Genomic DNA, 18,854 nt, shown 5'->3' with positions numbered 1-18,854 from the left:
CGATTTAAATATTAAATAATAATGATTATATTAATATTTAATATATTATTAATGAACTTACATTATTTATATAATAAATCAATTATTTTAAAAAAAGAATATATATATATATTAATTCAAGATTAACAATATCCATAATGCATCAATCTTTGATATCGTCGATTTAACAATTCTTTTTCATCAAAAGAATCTAATTCGGTCAAATCTAATAATAATTGTGTTTTTAATGAAATAGATGTAGTTAATATATCTCTATGTGCTCCGCCTAATGGTTCAGAAATCACACTATCAATTAGATTCAGTTCTTTCAATCGATAAGCAGTAATACCCATTGCTTCGGCAGCTATAGGAGCTTTTTTAACATTTTTCCATAAAATGGACGCACATCCTTCTGGAGAAATTACAGAATATGTACTATATTCCAACATATTAACTTTATCGCCAACGCTGATTGCTAAAGCCCCTCCGGAACCCCCTTCTCCGATTACGGTACATATAATCGGTATTTTTAATATTGACATTGTACGTAAATTTTTAGCGATTGCTGCAGATTGTCCACGTTTTTCTGCGCCCACTCCAGGATAAGCGCCTGGAGTATCTATAAAAGTAATCAGTGGTATTTTGAATCGTTCTGCCATTTTCATCAAACGTAATGCTTTTCGATACCCTTCCGGCGCGGACATACCAAAATTTCGTTTAATTTTTTCTTTAGTGTCACGACCTTTCTGATGCCCAATAATCATGACTGGTCGGGAATTGAGTCTCGCTATGCCACCTACAATAGCTTTGTCATCAGCATATACTCGATCACCAGATAATTCATCGAAATCGTTAAATATACGCTCTATATAATCCAAAGTGTATGGACGTCTAGGATGTCGTGCTAATTGAGCAACTTGCCAGGCATTTAAGTTAGAAAATATTTTTTGGGTAAGTTCAATACTTTTAGAACGAAGACGATTAATTTCTGCATTAACATTTTTTTTTGATTTTTTATCTGAGTGTACTATCGATGTTAAAGAATTAATTTTTTCTTCTAAATCTAAGATAGGTTTTTCAAAATCAAGAACATTTAAACCCATAAAATTCCTGTTATTAAATTAATGTAATTCTAATTTGATTTGTTCATCCCCAACAAGACTACGTAGATTACTCAGTAACTGATCAGTTAGGGTAATATACCATTTTTTTCCACAATATAATTTGATTTGAATGCCATTTTTTTGATAAAAAAAATATACTGGTAAAGTTCCAAGTTTATTTTTTTCTAAAAAAAAATGAATATTGGTTAACAATTGATTGTCAACTTGTTTACTCTTTAATGTGATAGATAAACTACGTGTATGTTTTTTATGAATGTCGTTAATATCTTCTAATTTCTGTGCAATCATTTTGTAATGACCATGTATCTTATCAATATTGATCACGCCTGTAACAAGCAATAAATTATTTTCTTTTAAACAATGTTGATATTTATGAATCAGTGTTTCAAATATCATTATTTCTAATCGACCAGAATAATCTTCTAAAATAAAAAATACAACACGTTTTCCTTTCTTACTTAATTTTGTTCGGATTGATACAATTAAACCAAAAATATGCAATATTTTATTATCTGTTTCTAACAGAACATCTTTTATATTAACGATGTTAGACGCACAACGTTTTATTGTTTTTATATATTGAATAGTAGGATGACTGGTTAAATATAATCCAAGAGCTTCTTTTTCTTTTTCTAATAATAACTGATTAGACCATTGTGGTGTGTTGTCGTCGCGATCAGATATCGCAATAGTATTAGATTCATCTAAACGCATTTCGAATATATCTGTTTGTTTACTATATTTGTTTTTAATATGTTGATTAGCACGTTTTAGTACATCATTAAGTGATGCCATTAATTTTGAACGATGTATTCCAAACGAATCACAGGCTCCGGAAAGAATTAATTTTTCAATCATACGATGATTTATTTTTGTACTGTCGATACGAATGCAGAAGTCAAATAATTCTTTAAAATTACCACCTTTATTACGAGATGTTATTATAGATTCTATAGAGGTTTTTCCTATTCCTTTTATAGCTCCAAATCCATAAACAATTTCTTTATTTGCATTAACATAAAAATGATATTGACTAGTGTTAATATTTGGGGGTGAAATTATAAGTTTCATTTTTTGACATTCACCTATTAGGTATACTACTTTATTTAAATTATCCATATCAGAACTTAATGCTGCCGCCATAAATTCAGCAGGATAATGTGTTTTTAACCACAATGTTTGATAAGATATTAATGCATATGCTGCAGAATGAGATTTATTGAAACCATAACCAGCGAATTTTTCTACAAGATCAAATATCTTCATTGATAGTGTATTATCGATACCATTTTTTGCAGCACCTAAATTAAAAAAAGAGCGTTGTTTAGCCATATCTTCTGGTTTTTTTTTACCAATAGCACGTCTTAATATATCGGCTTGTCCAAGTGTATAACCTGCAAGTACTTGTGCTATTTGCATAACTTGTTCTTGATACAAAATAATTCCATAAGTTGATTCCAATACTGGACGTAGAGATTCATGTTGCCATTTAGCATCAGGATAAGAAATAGTTTCATAACCGTGTTTTCTATTGATGAAATTATCCACCATACCTGACTGTAGCGGTCCTGGACGAAATAACGCAATCAATGCTATCAAATCTTCAAAACAATCTGGTTTTAAACGTTTAATTAATTCTTTTATACCGCGTGATTCTAATTGAAATATTGCAGTAGTTTCTGAAGATTGAAGTACATGAAAGCTTTTTTGGTCATGTAACGATATGGAGTGTATATCAATAATAGTGAGACCCTGTTTCAGGCGCGTATTGTTAATCATTTTTAATGCATGATTAATAATGGTCAATGTACGCAAACCAAGAAAATCAAATTTTATTAAGCCAATACGTTCAATGTCATCTTTATCAAATTGAGTCATTGGATGAATACTGTCGTTATCATAATACAAGGGAGAAAAATCAGTAATTTTTATAGGCGCAATTACTACTCCTCCTGCATGTTTGCTTACATTTCTCACGATACCTTCTAATTGCAGGGCCATATCGATGAGCTCTGTAATATCTTCGTCGTTTTCATAAAGTAATTTAAGTTGAGGCTCGATAGAAAACGCTTTTTTCAATGTTATTCCCGATTCTAATGGAATTAATTTAGCGATACGATTAATCAACGCATAAGGATGCCCTAGTACGCGTCCTACATCTCGAATCACTGCTTTAGCTGCCATAGTCCCAAACGTAATAATTTGAGATACAGCTTCTGATCCGTAAGTTTTAGAGACATGTTCAATTACTAAATCACGATGATCCATGCAAAAATCAATATCTAGATCAGGCATAGATATACGCTCTGGATTAAGAAAACGTTCAAACAACAAATCAAATTGTAATGGATCAAGTTCTGTAATTTTTAAAACATAAGCTACTAGTGAACTAGCTCCAGAACCTCTTCCAGGTCCAACTGGAATATCGTTATTTTTAGCCCATTTAATAAATTCCATAACGATGAGAAAATAACTAGGAAAATTCATATTATTAATTACTTGTAACTCATTTTTTAATCGTAAATCATACGGTTTTCTCTGAACAAGACGTTCTTTAGTCTTTGGAAATAACAAAATTAAACGTTCTTCCAATCCTTTTTTTGCGTGTGTAGTAAGAAAATCTTTAGCAGACTTACACCCAGTGGGAAATTGTGGTAAAAAATATCCACCTAAATCGATGGTGAAATTACATCTGTAAGCAATTTCTACACTATTTACTAAAGATTCTGGTACATCAGAAAATAATTCACACATTTCTTGTTCACTTTTCATAAATTGTTGTGAACTATATTTACGTAATTGTTGAACATTATTTAATGTAGTACCAGCATATATCGCTACGCGAACCTCATGCGCTAAAAAATCTTTTTCATTAATAAAACGTACATCGTTGGTAGCTACTACCGGTAATCCTTTGGCTATTGATAATTCTATCGCTAATTGTAAATAAGATTCTTCATGTTGACGACCAGTACGTATTAATTCCAGATAATATCTATTTGGAAAATACTTGGAATAAAAATATAAACATTGTTCTATCTTTGATTTTTCATTTCTTAATAAATATCTGCCGATATCTCCGTTGCGCCCTCCAGAAAGTAGAATTAAACCTTTGTTATATTCTTTAAGCCAATGGCGTTGAATCATAAGAGCAACATTATTGCATTTATTTTTATATGCTTTTGAAATTAGCATAATTAAATGATAATAACCCTGTTTATCAGTAACCAAGCATGTTAATTTGCTGGGTTTGTTGTCCATGATAAGATCTTGTACTAAAAAATCTGCTCCAATAATTGGTTTGATTCCTGATTTATAAGCAACATCATAGAATTTAATAAACCCAAATAAATTGTTAAAATCAGTAAGAGCTAACGCGGGCATTTTAAGATATGCTGCTTTTGTTATTAATTTATTTACCGTAGCTAACCCATCAATCATGGAGTAATCGCTATGTACGTGCAAGTGAATAAAACGTGGTTTTATCATAATTTAAAAGATCATAAGCAATAATGTATATCTCATTATATTAAACCTAGAGTTTCCTATTAATATCAGAAATCACATGTTTTACAGGAGCAAAGCTTTTTCGATGCTGTGATATAGGACCGTATAGCGCTAGTTGTTTTAAGTGAAAAAAAGTAGGATATCCTTTGTTTTGAGCAAATCCATATTTTGGATATTGCTTATCTAATATGATCATATCTTGATCACGCGTAACTTTAGCTATAATGGAAGCTGCGCTTATAATTGCTATCCGAGCATCTCCTTTGTTAAAACATTGATAAGGTATTTCTGTAAATCCTGGAGAACGATTTCCATCTATTAAAATTAAATCTGGTTTAACAGATAAATTATGCACTGCTCGTTTCATTGCTAATAAACGAGCTTCTAAAATATTAGAACGATCAATTTCTGTAACATCAGCATATCCGATGCTCCAGGCTAATGCATTTTTAATAATATTTTTATATAAATTGAGTCTTTTATTTTTATTTAATGTCTTGGAATCAGCTAATCCAGAAATTGGTTGTATTGAATGCAATATCACTGCAGCAGCTATTACTGACCCAACTAATGATCCACATCCTGATTCATCTACTCCTGCAATTAATTTAAATTTTTTGATAGATAGTGTTTTTGGTATTTCATTATTTTTTACTTGCACAATAGATAACATTGTTGTCATTTGATTAATCTCAAAACCGCATAGGCTGCTTGTTCATCTGCATTACATCTAATGCTGTGATGTAATTGTCTAAATTTTTTTTTCAATACTATATGTTGATTATTATTATTTAATAAATTAATTAATGTCTGTGCTAAATTTTCAGGACGACAGTTATTTTGAATAAATTCTTTTACCAATTCATGACCTGCTAATAAATTAGGTAGTGATATCCAGGGAATATTTATAAAATGCTTGGCTAACATGAATGTTAAGGGATGCATGCGATAAGCTACAACCATGGGGCATTTGACCAACATACATTCTAAAGTTGCTGTTCCAGCGGTTACTAAAGAAGCATCTGCTGCCATCATTATCTCCCATGCTGATTGGTTGCTTAGAACACGATATTTAACCGATGTTGATGCAACACTAATAAATTTTTTTATAGATGTCTGATTAGTTAATGGCACTAAAATTTCAAGATTAGGAAAATTATTTTTTAATAATTTAGCGCATACTAAAAAATCATGAGCTAACATTTTAATTTCCCTAATTCTGCTGCCTGGTAATACTGCTAAACAATATACGTCATGAGGAATACCTAATTTTTGACGAGCAGAAACTTTATTTGGATTAAGTGGTATTTGATCTGCTAATGAATGCCCAATAAATTGACATGGTATATTGAAGTGATCGTATATTTTTTTTTCAAAAGGCAAAATAACCAAAATATTATCGGTAGCTTTTTTAAGCGCAAAAATACGTTTTTTCCTCCATGCCCATACTGATGGGCTAACATAATGAATTGTACGAATTCCACGTTTTTTCAAACGATTTTCTAACGAAATATTAAAATCTGGAGAATCGATACCAATGAAAACATCAGGTTTTAAGTTAATAAATCTACGAGCTAAATTTCTACGAATATATAATAGTCGTGGTAATTTCATAACGATTTCAGCAAAACCCATAACTGATAATTCTTCTATATTATACCAAGATTTCATATCTTCAGATTGCATACAGGGACCGCCAATACCAAAAAAACGTACTTTTTTTAAGTATTTTTTTAATGTACGGATTAGTCCTGCTCCTAAAATATCTCCAGAAGCTTCTCCTGCTACTATACCTATAATAATAGTGCGATTATTATGCATGGACGGGACGATAGATGACATTGTTAACGAATAATTCCTCGTTGAGAGCGTATTAAAAAATCTACAAATTCATTGATAATTGGATGTTCTGCTGCTAAGGCTTTTAAAGCCTCTTTAGCTGATTCAACAGTTTTACTGCTACGATATAAAATTTTATAAGCATCTCGAATAGCGTGTACGGAGGAACGACTAAAACCGCGCCGTTTTAAACCTTCAATGTTTAATCCAAAAGGTGTTGCGTGATTTCCTTGGGCTATTATGAATGGCGGGATATCTTGAACTACACCAGAACATCCTCCAATCATAACATGTGTTCCAATAATACAAAATTGATGGATCGCGGTCATTCCTCCAATAATAGTGTGATTATCTACTCTTACGTGCCCTCCTAGGGTAACGTTGTTAGCCATGACACAATGATCTCCTATTATGCAATCATGAGCAATATGTACGTTAATCATAAATAAATTGCTATTTCCTATTTTGGTAACTTTTTTGCCTTGTATAGTGCCTCGGTGAATAGTGACACTTTCTCTAATCTGATTATAATGACCAATCTCTATGCGCGTAGATTCTTTTGCGTATTTTAAATCTTGGTTCACTTCCCCAAGAGAAGCAAATTGATAAATTTGATTATCTTCTCCAATTTGAGTAATGCCATTAATTACAATATGAGATTTCAGTAAAGTTCGCGCCCCTATTTCAACTTGCGCTCCAATAAAACAAAATGGACCGATATGTACGTTATCGTGTATTATAGCTCCTTCTTCTATTATAGAACTAGGATGTATGATGGCAGATTGATGAATCATCAGTTTAAATTTCCTTTCTACGAGCGCACATCATTGATGCTTCACAAGCCATTTCTTCGTTTACTGTAGCGATTCCTTTAAAGCGTGCAATACCACGTCTTTCTTTAATAAATTCCACATCAAGTATCATTTGATCACCAGGTTGTACTGGGCGCTTGAATCGAGCTGCATCAATTGCAGCAAAATAATATAATTCTCCCGGAGCTAATTTACCTGTACTTTTAAAGGCTAAGATGCCTGTGGCTTGAGCCATAGCCTCTAAAATTAATACTCCAGGAAAAATGGGTTTTCCCGGAAAATGACCTTGAAAAAATGGTTCATTAAAGGAAACATTTTTTACCGCTCTTAAAAATTTTCCTTTTTCAAAATTTAGTACACGATCAACTAGCAAAAATGGAAATCGATGCGGCAAAAGTTCTAAAACTTCCTCAATATGCAAAACGCAAGTATCAGTAATCAAGGTTTTCTATTCCTGTCTAAAGGTAATAAATCGTATTAACAATACTATCCCGTTCATTCTAACAAGATGAAGAATAAGCTGTCCTAATTATCTTAAAATTTATAGGAACAATAGTTTTTTTAATTTTTCTTCTATAGTTTTTATACGTTTATTCATATTACTAATCCGCATAATTAACGCGGCAGTTTTCCACCATACTGTGTTTAGTTGGACAGGAATACCTGATGAGTAAATACCAGGTTGTGTTATTGCTTTTATTACCATACCCATTCCGGTTATCGTGACTTTATCACAAATATTTATGTGCCCATTAATTACACTAGCTCCGCCTATCATGCAATCTCTTCCGATTGTTAAACTCCCAGCCATAATGACACCCCCTGCTATTGCAGTGCGCGCGCCTATTATGACATTATGTGCAATTTGGCACTGATTATCAATAATTACTCCGTTTTCAATTTTAGTATCATCTAATGTTCCACGGTCAATAGTAGTACAAGCACCTATTTCCACATTATTTCCAATTTTTACTGTTCCTAAATGAGGAATTTTAATCCACACACCATGGTCATTAATATACCCAAATCCATCAGAACCAATTATAGCTCCAGATTGTATTAAGCAGCATTCACCAATTTCTACTTCATGATATATAGTAACATTAGCCCATAAACGTGTACCTGTTCCTATTCTTGTTTTTTTTCCTACGAAACTACCGGGACCAATGATTACATCATCACCTAAAATTACTTCAGATTCTATAACTGCATTAGCGCCAATCCCTACTCTTTGACCTAAAATTGCATCTGAAGCAATTATAGCTCCAGATGCAATGTTTTTTGATGGTTTAGGGGTAGTATCCATCAATCGTGCTATTTTAACATACGCAATATAAGGATCTTCTACTACTAATGCAGCAATCTTACAAAAAATTAAGTTGTTTTTAGACAATATGACTGCTGAGGCTCGACAGGAGCTTAGTTGACTTAGAAATCGCTGATCTTTTAAAAAAGTAATATGTCCTACTTGTGCGTTATTTATAGAAGCAACACCAGTAATAATAATATTTTCATCTCCATGTAATTTAGCATTTAACTGTTGTGCTAGATCAGATAATCGCATTTCGATCATAACTTATCCAACTTGTTTCATTACAGAATTGGTAATATCCGTAACACGAATACTGTGATACAGTACAGCATTAGTGTCGATTACTATATCGTAATTTTCTTTTTTAGCAACATTCGTTACCACATTCTGAATCATATTCAGAATTTTATCTCTTTCTTCCGTCTGACGTGAATGATTTTCTTGTTGAAATTCTTTAGCTTTGTTAGAGAAAATTTCACGTTGATTTATTAACGATTTTTCTAATTCACTACGCTCGATTGTTTTCATGGTAGCACCATCTCGTTGTAATGTTTGTATTTTCATTTGTAAATCGTGCTCCATCTTTTCTAATTCGGTAGCACGATCTTTAAATTCATATTCAAGTTGTTTAATGATTTTCGCGCGTTGTGAAGATTGTTGGAAAATATTAGAAATATTAACTATCGCAATTTTATCCTCAGCATCAACAGGGCTAATTTGTGTTATCCAAATCACCATACTTAATATATATGTCCACTTTTTCACTGTAAACCTCTTAGTTTAATAAAATATAAAAGTTTATACTTTGATAAGATATTTGTTATTTCTATACTGCACCTAAATTTTACCATGTTTTTCCGATACTAAATTGAAATGGTTCTTCTATATCTCCAAGATATTTTTTTATCAATTTTGAATAAGAAAAAATCACTGGTCCAACTGGAGATATCCACTTCAAAGCTACACCACTGGATATACGAATATTACTTGGAATGCTATAATCTACGATACCAGCTTGTTGTGTTGCTTCAGTATTTTTCCAAAAAGTATCCCATACAGTACCTGTGTCTAAAAACAGAGAAATACGTGCAATATCAGAATGTTGTTTATTAAAATATGTGATAGGAATAATTAACTCAGTTTTAAAAAGAGTTATTGCATTTCCACCAACAGCATCTTGAGAATTTTTTATTGCACATGTAGTATAGTTTTGGCTTGAGTCATTGCAATGATAATAGGCAGCTTTTGGTCCTATACTATTTAATCTAAATCCACGTATTGTTCCAATACCTCCGGCGTAGAAGTTATCATAAAAAGGATTTTCTTTTTTATGTATTCTTCCAGAATAACCAGCATATATAGAATTCATCATTATCCAATTATAATATTGGTCCAAAGGCATATAGCTATTGCAATGAATTAGTATTTTATAATATTGATTATTAGACCCAGGTAGTGTTAATGTACTTGATACATTAGCGCGCACACCATATGTAGGAAAATAAGCATGATTCGAGTTATCAAAAGTCCATCCTGAAACTAATAAAAAATCATTTGTATGAAAATTAATAGCATTATCCAAAAATTTATTGTTAATCGATATTTTTGGATAAATATTTGCAGATTTTAGATAACGCCATATTGCTAGTTGAGGAGCTACTTTACTTAAATAATTAGATACATAATTTAATCCTATATTGAACGTGGTGTATTCAACAATTGGGTATGAACAATTAATATTAATACCATAATTTTTCAAATTATAATCTGACAAACCCGTTTTGTTAGTATTTAAATCATTATAAAATATTTTCCCTCCTACGTTAATATTATTAATGCCGCAGTAAGGTTTTACAGATGATATTTCAGCATAAGTTTGGTAATTATTTTTAGTACTGGCAACAGCTATAGAGTTTCCTGAACCTAATACATTTTCTTGATACATTCCAAATTGTAAATTTATACCACTTTCTGTTCCAAATCCGACGCTCAAATTTAAATTACCAGTATTACGTTCTTCAACTTTGTAAATAACGTCGATTTGGTTTAAAGTATTCGATACATATTCAATGCGAGTGTTTACAGTTTTAAAATAACAAAGACGTTTAAGTCGATCTTGATCTTGAATAATACGAGTATAATCTAATTGCATTTGTTCTGTTTGATGTATTTCTCTACGAATTACTTCATCTTTAGTAATATTATTACCTTCAAAGCGTATTTCGCGTACATAAAAATGAGGCCCTATATCAACATATACATATAATGTTATTGTTTTATTGTTGTCATTTATATCTGGTTCTATTAATATAATAGGTTGCATGTAGCCATTTTTGCTTAACACATATCGTATGTTACGTTCTATTTCTTGAATTTTATTGTTACTATATAATTCTCCAGGAGAGATTATCATGTATTCCTTAATATTAGGAAAATAATCTAATATATTTCCATGTAATTTTACAGAATCAAATGTATATTGCATGCCTTCTTTAATATATAAAGAAAGGTAAATATATTTTTTATTTGGCGTTAAATCAATTTGTGTTTCATCAATATGAAATTTAGCGTAACCATGGTTTAAGTAAAAATTACGTAATTTATCTAAGTCATAGAATAATTTTTGTTGTTGATATTGTCGATTGGGTAATATGGGTCTCCATTTAATTTTTCTATATAATTTAAATTGTGATAACAATTTTTTTGTATGGAATGCATGATTACCAAAAATATTGATTTGTTGTACTTTGGCGGTTTTACCTTCGGTAAACATTATTTTCAAATTAACACGATTTCTTGATAGAGGAATAACTACTATCTTAGTTGTAGCTGTAAATTTACCAAAGTTATGATACAAATTATCTAATTCTCGTTTTAATTCAAAAATAGAACATTCATTAAATGGTTCACCTGATTGTATTTTTTTTACATTTAATATTTTTTTTATTACATCTTCTGTAATTATTTTATTCCCTTGAAAATTAACATTATCAATAACTGGACGTTCTTTTACTTGGATTATAATAATTCCTTTTTCATTATTAGATATTGTGATTTCTTCAAAATATCCTGTAGAAAACAACACTTTAATACTATTAGCAATATCTTCATCATTAATAATAGTTCCAATTTTTAAAGGTAAATTAAATAGTACTGTATCTAAAGAAATTCTTTTTAATCCGTTAAAAAAAATTTTGTTTATGATTGTATCATCGCTATGTGCTACATTGATAATTATCAATAAGAATGCTATAAATATTATTTTCATCTATTATTATTTATTTTAATCTTTTTAGTTTTAATTTTTATTAATTACCATAATCTAGATATATCGTTGAAAATTGCTAAGCACATCATAAACGTAAGTATAATGGATCCAATGATATAACCAAAACTCTGTGTTTCTTTCGATATTGATTTCCCTTTTATTTTTTCTATTATAAAAAAAAATAAATGCCCTCCATCTAGTGTTGGAAACGGTAGTAAATTAATAATACCTAAATTGATACTGATTAAAGATAAAAACATAAGATAGTAAATTACTCCAGATTGAGCGGATGCACCTGCTCCTTGCGCTATTGCAATTGGGCCGCTGAGGTGGGTTACCCTAACATCTCCAGTAATTAATTTAAATAATGTGTTAGTTGTTAGGCATATCAATTTCCATGTTTTTTCGAAAGCTTCCAGTATAGATAGATGCAATCCATATTGATGGATTGCATGATGTTTTATTGGAATACAAGTAATTTGCGGAAAAACACCTATAACTCCTTCTGCTTTATCGGAAGGAACCAGATGTTTTTTATCTGGCGCTAAGTTGAAGTTTAATATTTTATTTTTCCGTTCTACTATAATTTTAAAAGTTTTTTCTGGATTATTTTTAATAATTGTAATAAATGACTCCCAATTATGTATTAATTGATCGTCAATTGAGATTATTTTGTCTCCAATTTTTAAACCAGCTCGTTGTGCGGCAGAATCAGGTTGTATTCCTGACAAGATTGGTAATACATGTGTATTAAAAGGAAGAATACCCAATGTTATTATAGGATCTTTATTATTGGTAGGTTTATTGAACCAGTTGCAAGGTAAATTAATGGTATAAGTTTTAATATGCGTACTATTTATTGGTGTTGCAGAAATAATAATTTTTTCCTTACCTATGCTATTAAGAATTTCCAAACGTACTGCATCCCAATCCCGAGTCAGAACATTGTTAATTGATTTAATTTCTACACCAGATGGTACATGTGATTGAGCAATAATAGAGTTAGGTATAACAGAATGGATTATTGGTTTATAAATAGGCACGCCTATCATAAAAACTAATGTGTATAACACAATAGAAAAAAGAAAGTTAAACATGGGTCCTGAAACTACAATAATACTTTTTTTCCAAATACGTTTACAATTGAATGATTGATTACGTTCTTCATCGCAAGATGCTATTTTTTTTCGAGTATTAAATAATTTAACGTATCCACCAAAAAGAACAGCGGAAATTACGTATTCGGTATCATTTGAATCTCGCCAACTCCATAAAACAGGACCAAATCCTATAGAAAATCGCTCTACTTTTACCTTTAAAAAACGTGCTGCTACAAAATGTCCATATTCATGGACCGTGATGAGTATACTTAATGCAAGGATAAATGCGATTAAGTTCCAAAAAAAATGTAATAACATGATGTTAATGAATTCTCTATTTTTTGATGATGATATTAATATAAACTTAATAATATTAGGTAAACGAAAATAGGCACTGCAGCAAATAAGCTGTCTATGCGATCTAACATTCCCCCATGCCCAGGAATTAAACTTCCGCTATCTTTAATACCAGCTTCTCTCTTAAACATACTTTCAGTTAAATCTCCTATTATAGAGGCTATAATTGCAATGATAGAATAAATGAATATAAGAGATGGATTTATCACCGTGATTGGCATATATTTACTGAATAACCATGAAATTCCTGTTGAAATTAATATACCTCCAATAAATCCTTCCCAAGTTTTTTTAGGAGATACGCTTTCTAATAATTTACGGCGCCCTAATGTTTTACCGATGAGATATGCACTTGAATCATTAATCCAAATTAATATTACAATATACAGTAAACACCATGCTCCGATAGTGCTATCGTTGATATGATGAAATTGGCGCAACGTTAATATCCCCCAAAAAAATGGTAATATTGTTAATATTCCGAAAAAAAAACGTAGTACATTAGATTTTTTCCAAAAAATAGCAGAATCAGGATAAGATAATATTAATACAAACGCTAATACCCACCATACTATACTAATGTTACCGAAAATATACCAAAAAATATGCCAATTATTGAAATATAAATATATTTTTTTTAGTACAATGATCATTGTAATACACAATAATCCAAATATAGCGCATATCCACATTCGGTGTGCATAATCAGAAAAATGATGCATTTTCCCCCATTCCCATGCACTAATCAAACAAATGATAGATACAACAATCGAGAATGATACAATAGGCAATAAAAATACCATCAAAATAGTTATGGGGATAAGGAGCAACATGCTAATTAAACGGGTTTTTAACACATTTTTTCCTTGATTACATGTGTATTGAAAATTAAATAGATGCGCTGTTTCCAAATCGGCGCTCTCGTTTCATAAAAGTATTTACTGCTCTTTTAAATATGACGTCATTAAAATCAGGCCATAATACATCTGTAAAAAATAATTCAGCATATGCTATTTGCCAAAGCAAAAAATTACTAATGCGATGTTCACCTCCTGTTCGAATCACCAAATCTACTGGAGCTAATTCATGCATACAGATACATTTACATAGAGCATCTTCGTCAATTTGATTAGGGGTTAATATTCCTTGCTGCACTTGCGTGGCAAGTTGTTTTACTCCTTGGATAATATCCCATCGTCCTCCATAATTTGCAGCAATATTAAGCGTAAGTCCACTATTGTTGGAAGTTAATTTTTCAGAGCGGTGTATATTTTTTTGTAATTCACCGGAAAATCGATTAATATCTCCAATGATTCTTAGTTTGATATTATTCTTATGTAGAACATCTATTTCATTATTTAAAGCATGAGAAAACAATTGCATTAAAGAATCAATCTCTTTGTCAGGACGTTTCCAGTTTTCACTGCTAAACGCATATAAAGTTAATGCATCGAATCTATAATTAACAGCGAAATGAACAGCACGCCGTACCGCATTAAATCCAGCTTGATGCCCAACAATACGTAATTTTCCTCGTCTTCTTGCCCAACGCCCATTACCATCCATGATAATAGCAACATGGCGTGGTAATAAATTAGATGAAAAAGTGCTAAGATCTTGATTACGTTGAGATAATATCACATTTATTTATTTTCCAAATTAAATACCTTTGTGTTAAGTAAAAATACTCGTTTATAATAATTAACATTATAATTATAGATTAATAAAATTACTTATCATTTTCGCGATATATATATGTAGTAATTATGATAAATTTATTAAAGACAACATTATTTATTATATGACACATATAGATATTGCTTTCTCACGAGCTTTTTGATCAATATATAAAATATCTTCTATATCATTAGGATCATTTAAATTTATTGCATCAAGTACACGACGAATGACGTCAGGAATGTCAGTAAAAGAAATCATTTTACGTAAAAATGCTTCTACGGCGATTTCATTTGCTGCGTTCAGGATAATAGTAGCCGATTGACTACAATTATCAGCATCTATTGCTAATTGAAAACAAGGATAACTGCAATTATCTAATTGATCAAAATGTAATTTATTAAGATAATATATGTCTATATTAGATGAGATTTTTAGTCCTATTCTTTTAGGATATGCCATTGCGTACGCAATAGGAATTCTCATATCTGGAGGTGCTAAATGCGCCAATACATTTCCGTCGGAATAGTATACCATAGCATGGACAATAGACTGAGGATGTAATAAAATTTCTATTTCACTTGGTTTAGCATTAAATAAATGACGTGCTTCAATATATTCTAATCCCTTATTCATCATAGTAGCAGAATCTACTGATATCTTACGCCCCATGGACCAATTAGGATGCACACAAGCCTGCTCTGGTGTTATTTTGGTTAATTGTTTTTGTGGCGTTTTGAAGAAAATTCCTCCAGATGCAGTTAGCACAATACGAGATATACCGCATTCAGATAAAGATGTATTTCCTAAACTCTTCTGACATATCTCTGGTAGATTTTGAAAAATTGCGTTATGTTCGCTATCTATAGGCAGTATACAGGCACGGTATCGATTGGCTTCTTTCATAAACAATTTTCCGCCAGTAACTAAAGTTTCTTTATTTGCCAATAATATTTTTTTACCAGCACGCAACGCGGAAAAAGTAGGCTTTAATCCAGCAATTCCAACTATGGCAGACATCACCATATCCACATCATTAGTTGATGCTAATTCACAGGCATGCATCACCCCAGATAATACTTCAATATCATATTTCCCAGCGGTGATTAAATTTTTTTTCAATATTCGTGCTGCATCTTCAGATATCATACATGCATATTTGGGAGACATCGCTATGCACTGTTCTGTCATGATAGCAACGTTATTTTTCGCGACTAATGCATGCACAAAGAACTTATCGGTGTGTTGTTGTATTACAGATAGGGTAGCTTTTCCAATAGATCCAGTACTACCTAAAATTGTTAAAGATTGCATATGTATAAATTAAATTACTCATTGGGTGTAAAGATAAAAATCTATTATTTATGTTAGTACATATATAAATATCTATCAACGCACAATTTAATACTTAAAATTTCATTAATTCTGATTCTTTTTCCGCGAGAATAATATCAATTTCTTTAATCCAAATATTAGTTAACTTTTGAATTTCATTTTGAAAAAAATGCTCTTCGTCTTCATTAATTTCTTTGTTTTTAAGTAAAATTTTGGTTTTATCATTAGCAATACGACGCACACTTCTTACAGCTATTTTACTTTTTTCTGCTTCAGTTCGTACCATTTTTATTAAAGTATGACGACGTTCTTCAGTTAATGCAGGTAATGTTACTCGAATAGTATTTCCATAAGAAATAGGAATTAATTCCAAATCAGACATAAAAATAGCTTTTTCAGTTGATTTGATCAACTGATGGTCAAACACTGTAATAGCTAAAGTACGTGAATCTTCTACTATGGCATTTGCTACTTGAGATAATGGAGTGGATATTCCATAGTAGTCTACTCGGATGTTATTTAATATATTTGGAGAAATACGTCCTATATGAATATTATTGATATTTGTTTTAAAGTTTTTAATACATTTTTTCATATGTATTTCCGAATCTGTCTGAATATTATCAATTTTATTAATCACATCATATACCTCTGATTTATATTTCTAAATTAAAAATCAATTTATATAAATTTAAGTATTTATTTGAATGTCGCACATCTTTAAATTATTTGGTTATTAAAGTCCCTTCTTTATATCCCATTATTATTCTTTTTAATGCTCCAAGTTTATTTATATTAAATATGCGTATTGGTAAATTGTGTTCTCGTGCCAATGTAAATGCTGTCAAATCCATAACTTTTAATTCACGCTCTAGTACGTCCTGATAACTCAATTGTTCATATAGTGTAGCATCAGGGTGTTGAATTGGATCAGTAGAAAATACACCATCTACTTTAGTTGCTTTAAGTACTACATCTGCTTTAATTTCAATACCACGCAAACAGGCAGCAGAATCGGTAGTAAATAAAGGGTTTCCGGTCCCAGCTGCAAAAATTACCACCCAATTATTAGACAGTAAGTTAATAGCTTTCATCCAATTATAATGATCGCATACTCCATTTAATGGAATAGCTGACATTAAATGGGAATGAACATAAGCATGATTTAATGCACTTCTCATGGCTAATCCATTCATTATAGTAGCTAACATCCCTATATGGTCTCCTACTATACGATTCATACCGGATTTAACTAATTCGGCGCCACGGAACAAGTTGCCGCCTCCCATAACTATACCTATTTGAATACCTATTTTAACTAACTCTTTAACTTCTGTAACCATTCGGTTTAATATAGTAGTATCGATTCCAAAACCTTCGGCGCCTTGTAGAGCTTCTCCACTCATTTTAAGTACGATACGCCGATAAATTGGTTTCGTGTGAGTTACCATTAATTATATTCCTCACAAAAAATGGCATAAACAGAAGCAAACACTAACTTATTTAAAGTATAATATGCATGTCAACAATTATTCCGATTTTAACCAATTTAATTAATAGTTTTTTATTGTTAAAAGGATTGAATATATTACTTTAAAAACCAATGATGATCTGTGTTAATTAATTAAAATTTTAGAAATAATATAAAATATTAATTTACATATCTTCACCTAATTCAAAGCGAGCAAAATTATTAATTTTTATATGATACTCAATCAATAGCTCTTCCACTGTTTTGTTAATATCCATTATGAAGTTTTGTTTTGTTAATACAATGTCATTGAAAAATTTACTCATACGTCCTGCGGTTATTTTTTCTGAAATTTTGTATGATTTTCCAGATTTCATAGCAATGTCCATTTGAATATTATTTTCACGAATTATTACATTTCTAGGAACATCATTTACATTAATATATTTAGGGTTTTTAGCCGCGATGTGCATGGAAATATGCTTCATTAAATCTGCAGTTACATTTCCGCTAGCAGCAACTATTACCCCTATTTTAAATCCGTGTACATAACACCCCAAAAAATCACCCGTCAACACAACAAACCTACGAATATTTATATTTTCTCCAACTTGTGCAATTAAATTAGTTCGTTGTTCTTTAAATCTAGTTTGTAGTATATTAATATCATGAATTTTTTCATTTAATGCTGTAATAATAACAGTTTTAGCGAATTCTTGAAAAGTACTATCTTTAGCCACGAAATCAGTTTCACAATTTATTTCTATCATAATACCATATTGCTTATTGGATGTTATTTCTACTGCAATGAGACCTGATGATGTGATGTGTCCAGATTTTTTGCAAGCAGTTTTTAAACCGGATCTTCTCATGTTATCTATAGCTAATTCAAGATCTCCATTAGCTTTAATTAAAGCTTGCTTACATTCTACAACACCAATGCTAGTACGTTTACGTAATTCTTTAATTAAATCGCTATTAATATTAATTATTTTTTCTTTCATAGTAATATCATCGTATTAAGAATATATATAGAAAATATTATTACACATTTAATTATTAACAAATTTATG

The 18,854-nt window shown here is 30.8% G+C and carries 16 protein-coding genes; all 16 read right to left on the bottom strand.

What is annotated here, in order from left to right; all coding sequences use genetic code 11:
- Positions 1-122: 122 nt before the first annotated feature.
- Entirely contained in the window at positions 123-1,082 is a 960-nt protein-coding gene (accA, locus tag BPEN_RS01450) for an acetyl-CoA carboxylase carboxyl transferase subunit alpha (protein WP_011282833.1), read from the bottom strand.
- An 18-nt stretch (positions 1,083-1,100) separates the two neighbouring features.
- Complete coding sequence (gene dnaE, locus BPEN_RS01445; protein WP_011282832.1) at positions 1,101-4,592, bottom strand: DNA polymerase III subunit alpha; 3,492 nt, start codon at positions 4,590-4,592, stop codon at positions 1,101-1,103.
- 46 nt (positions 4,593-4,638) lie between these two features.
- On the bottom strand, positions 4,639-5,292 hold the full coding sequence (gene rnhB / locus BPEN_RS01440; RefSeq protein WP_011282831.1) for a ribonuclease HII: 654 nt from the start codon (positions 5,290-5,292) through the stop codon (positions 4,639-4,641).
- Positions 5,289-6,431 (bottom strand): lipid-A-disaccharide synthase, encoded by a 1,143-nt coding sequence (lpxB, locus tag BPEN_RS01435; RefSeq protein ID WP_041567559.1) that lies wholly within the window; start codon positions 6,429-6,431, stop codon positions 5,289-5,291. The genes rnhB and lpxB overlap by 4 nt, the downstream gene beginning before the upstream one ends.
- A gap of 23 nt (positions 6,432-6,454) precedes the next feature.
- Positions 6,455-7,243 (bottom strand): acyl-ACP--UDP-N-acetylglucosamine O-acyltransferase, encoded by a 789-nt coding sequence (lpxA, locus tag BPEN_RS01430; RefSeq protein WP_011282829.1) that lies wholly within the window; start codon positions 7,241-7,243, stop codon positions 6,455-6,457.
- Between the two features lie 4 nt (positions 7,244-7,247).
- Entirely contained in the window at positions 7,248-7,703 is a 456-nt protein-coding gene (gene fabZ / locus BPEN_RS01425) for a 3-hydroxyacyl-ACP dehydratase FabZ (RefSeq protein ID WP_011282828.1), read from the bottom strand.
- 99 nt (positions 7,704-7,802) lie between these two features.
- Positions 7,803-8,834, bottom strand: a complete 1,032-nt coding sequence (gene lpxD / locus BPEN_RS01420) for a UDP-3-O-(3-hydroxymyristoyl)glucosamine N-acyltransferase (RefSeq protein WP_011282827.1) — start codon at positions 8,832-8,834, stop codon at positions 7,803-7,805.
- Positions 8,835-8,837: 3 nt separating this feature from the next.
- Positions 8,838-9,338, bottom strand: a complete 501-nt coding sequence (locus BPEN_RS01415) for an OmpH family outer membrane protein (protein ID WP_011282826.1) — start codon at positions 9,336-9,338, stop codon at positions 8,838-8,840.
- Between the two features lie 79 nt (positions 9,339-9,417).
- The gene (bamA, locus tag BPEN_RS01410; RefSeq protein ID WP_238374072.1) at positions 9,418-11,814 is read right to left on the bottom strand and encodes an outer membrane protein assembly factor BamA; all 2,397 of its coding nucleotides are present in this window, start codon (positions 11,812-11,814) and stop codon (positions 9,418-9,420) included.
- A 71-nt stretch (positions 11,815-11,885) separates the two neighbouring features.
- Positions 11,886-13,259, bottom strand: coding sequence for a sigma E protease regulator RseP (gene rseP, locus BPEN_RS01405; protein ID WP_011282824.1), 1,374 nt, complete (start codon positions 13,257-13,259; stop codon positions 11,886-11,888).
- A gap of 35 nt (positions 13,260-13,294) precedes the next feature.
- Complete coding sequence (locus BPEN_RS01400; protein WP_011282823.1) at positions 13,295-14,155, bottom strand: phosphatidate cytidylyltransferase; 861 nt, start codon at positions 14,153-14,155, stop codon at positions 13,295-13,297.
- A 31-nt stretch (positions 14,156-14,186) separates the two neighbouring features.
- Entirely contained in the window at positions 14,187-14,939 is a 753-nt protein-coding gene (gene uppS / locus BPEN_RS01395) for a polyprenyl diphosphate synthase (protein WP_011282822.1), read from the bottom strand.
- 156 nt (positions 14,940-15,095) lie between these two features.
- The gene (gene ispC / locus BPEN_RS01390; protein WP_011282821.1) at positions 15,096-16,289 is read right to left on the bottom strand and encodes a 1-deoxy-D-xylulose-5-phosphate reductoisomerase; all 1,194 of its coding nucleotides are present in this window, start codon (positions 16,287-16,289) and stop codon (positions 15,096-15,098) included.
- A 94-nt stretch (positions 16,290-16,383) separates the two neighbouring features.
- A complete protein-coding gene (frr, locus tag BPEN_RS01385; protein ID WP_011282820.1) occupies positions 16,384-16,950 on the bottom strand; it encodes a ribosome recycling factor in 567 nt (188 codons plus the stop codon).
- An 85-nt stretch (positions 16,951-17,035) separates the two neighbouring features.
- A complete protein-coding gene (pyrH, locus tag BPEN_RS01380) occupies positions 17,036-17,761 on the bottom strand; it encodes a UMP kinase (protein ID WP_011282819.1) in 726 nt (241 codons plus the stop codon).
- A gap of 205 nt (positions 17,762-17,966) precedes the next feature.
- Positions 17,967-18,785, bottom strand: coding sequence for a translation elongation factor Ts (gene tsf, locus BPEN_RS01375; RefSeq protein WP_011282818.1), 819 nt, complete (start codon positions 18,783-18,785; stop codon positions 17,967-17,969).
- Positions 18,786-18,854: the final 69 nt, after the last annotated feature.

The sequence above is a fragment of the Candidatus Blochmanniella pennsylvanica str. BPEN genome (genome assembly GCF_000011745.1).
GTDB classification, from domain to species: Bacteria; Pseudomonadota; Gammaproteobacteria; order Enterobacterales; family Enterobacteriaceae; genus Blochmanniella; species Blochmanniella pennsylvanica.
This window is presented reverse-complemented; position numbering and strand designations above follow the sequence as displayed.